This window comes from Streptomyces endocoffeicus, assembly GCF_016741935.1.
GTDB classification, from domain to species: Bacteria; Actinomycetota; Actinomycetes; order Streptomycetales; family Streptomycetaceae; genus Streptomyces; species Streptomyces endocoffeicus.
This window is the reverse complement of the sequence record NZ_JAERRG010000118.1, coordinates 1-2,454: the sequence shown is the minus strand read 5'-3', so window position 1 is coordinate 2,454 and position 2,454 is coordinate 1. Positions and strand designations below refer to the sequence as shown.

The following is a 2,454-nucleotide window of genomic DNA, read 5'->3' as shown; positions in this document are numbered from 1 at the left end:
CCGCTCAAGCACGCCCGAGCCCACGCCTACGTCGAGCAGCATCCCATCGTGGAGCCCATGGAACCGGGCGAGACCTGGCGGTGGTGCTACGCCCACGAGGCCATGGCCTGATGGCAGGCGACGACCGACCTCCCGAGGCCGCTCCCGACGAGGCGGTGCCGTTCGAGACCCCGGATCTGTACGGCGCCTACCCCCGGCTGTCGCAAACCCAGATCGCGTTCCTCGCCGAACACGGGGAGCGCTTCCGGGTCGAGCCGGCCCAGGTGCTGGTCCGGGAGGGAGAGCGGTGTGCGGAGTTCCTGGTCATCCTCAGCGGCTCCATCGAGATCGTAGAGGCCCACGGCACCCCCGACGAGCGGGTCCTGAGGGTGCATGGGCCGGGGCGCTTCCTCGGCGAGCTGGGGCTGCTCCAGGGGCAGGTGGCCTTCTACACCGCCCGGGTCCGTGAGCCCGGGGAGGTGCTGTCCCTTCCGATCGACCGGCTGCGGATGCTGGTCGCCCGCGATCCGATCCTCGGCGACCTCATCCTCCGCGCTTACCTGGGCCGCCGCGCGCTGCTCGTCGGGGTCGGCGCGGGCTTCCGCCTCCTCGGCTCGCGCTACTCACCCGACACCCGGCGGCTGCGCGAGTTCGCGGCCCGCAACCGGCTGCCGCACCGCTGGATCGATCTGGAGGCGGACGAGGAGGCCGAGGCACTGCTGCGCCGCTTCTCCATCCCCCCGGAAGAGACACCGATCGTCATCTGGCGCGATGAGCGGGTGCTGCGCAACCCCAGCAACGCCGAACTGGCGCGGCTCATCGGTCTCTCCCCTCCGTCCACCGAGGAGACCCGCAGTGATCTGATCATCGTCGGCTCCGGACCCGCCGGGCTGGCGGCCGCCGTCTATGGCGCGTCCGAGGGACTGACCACAGCCCTCCTGGACGCGATCGCCACGGGCGGCCAGGCGAGCACGTCGTCCCTCATCGAGAACTACTTCGGCTTTCCGAGCGGGATCTCCGGTTCCGACCTCGCCGAACGAGGCGAACTCCAAGCGCGCAAGTTCGGGGCCCAGGTGTGGGTTCCCGCGGAAGCGGCTTTGCTCAAGCCCGAGGACGACGGCTACTACCGTGTCACCTTCGCCGACGGCGGCGATGTGGTGAGCCACACCGTCGTGCTGGCTACGGGCGCCTGGTACCGCAGGCTCGAAGTGCCTGGCATCGAACGGGTGGAGGGGACGAGCGTCTACTACGCGGCGACCGTGTACGAGGCGCAGCAGTGCAGCGCGGATCCGGTCGCGGTGGTCGGCGGCGGTAACTCCGCGGGCCAGGCCGTCCTCTTCCTCGCACAGCGCGTCCCGCGCGTGCATCTGCTGATCCGGGGCCCGGACCTCGGCGCCAAGATGTCCCGTTACCTCGTCGACCAGATCGAACGTCATCCACGGGTGAATGTGCTGCGGAACAGTGAGGTGCGCGGGGTGGTGGAGGGCGACGATGTCCTGCGGGCCATCGTGGTGGAGAACAACCGTACGGGGGAGCGCCGCAATCTGGTCGTGCGCGCGATGTTCGTCTTCATCGGGACCCGGCCCCGTACGGCGTGGCTCGGCGACGTGGTCGCCTTGGACGACCGGGGCTTCGTGCTCACCGGCGCCTCGGCGCAGGCCCGCGCGAGTGGCACGGTCTGGGAGGGTCAGGGCCGTACCTGTCTGGGGCTGGAGACCAGCCTGCCCGGCGTCTTCGCCGTGGGCGACGTGCGCAGCGGCTCCGTCAAGCGGGTGGCCTCCGCCGCCGGCGAAGGGGCGATGGCCATCCACCAGGTCCACGAGCACCTCGGCCACACCACCGTCGACGTCGCACGCCACCCCGATGACACAGAAGCTCCGTCCGGCCGGTTCACCGAGCCGGGCGGTGGTCACAACACATCCCCTGCCCACTAACCGACACCGGAGGTGACGGACGATGAACATGCCGGTTCGCCGACAGCAGCGAGGCCAGGGAACGGCGGAGCGTCCCAGGGGCTGGGCGCGCAATCCGCTTCTGGAATTCGACGACCTCATCAACCAGATGGGTGGTCTGCTCGAATCCACGGTCGGAAGCGCGGCTCCCGCCATAGCGGCGTGGACGCCGTCCGGCGACGTGACCGAAGCCGACGACGCCTATCACATAGAACTCGAGCTCCCCGGCGTGGACCGCAAGGACGTCGACATCGAGGTCAATGGTCAGGAGCTGGCCGTCACGGGGGAGATCAAGGAACGGGAGCGCAAAGGCATCATGCGGCACAGCAGTCGCCGTACCGGTCGCTTCGAGTACCGGTTGCTCCTTCCGAGCGAAGTGAACACCGAAGACGTCACGGCGAGCATGTCCAGCGGCGTGCTCACGATCACCGTCCCCAAGGCGGCGACCGCCAAGCCCCGTCACATCGAGATAACCGAGAGCAGCGAACGCCAGGGCGGCTGAGACCGCCGGGATCCGGCTCTC

The 2,454-nt window shown here is 69.5% G+C and carries 2 protein-coding genes; both read left to right on the top strand.

What is annotated here, in order from left to right; all coding sequences use genetic code 11:
- The first annotated feature begins 110 nt into the window (after positions 1-110).
- Positions 111-1,913 (top strand): FAD-dependent oxidoreductase, encoded by a 1,803-nt coding sequence (locus JK364_RS54085; protein WP_201858828.1) that lies wholly within the window; start codon positions 111-113, stop codon positions 1,911-1,913.
- 22 nt (positions 1,914-1,935) lie between these two features.
- Positions 1,936-2,433, top strand: a complete 498-nt coding sequence (locus JK364_RS54080) for an Hsp20/alpha crystallin family protein (protein WP_201858827.1) — start codon at positions 1,936-1,938, stop codon at positions 2,431-2,433.
- Positions 2,434-2,454 lie beyond the last annotated feature (21 nt).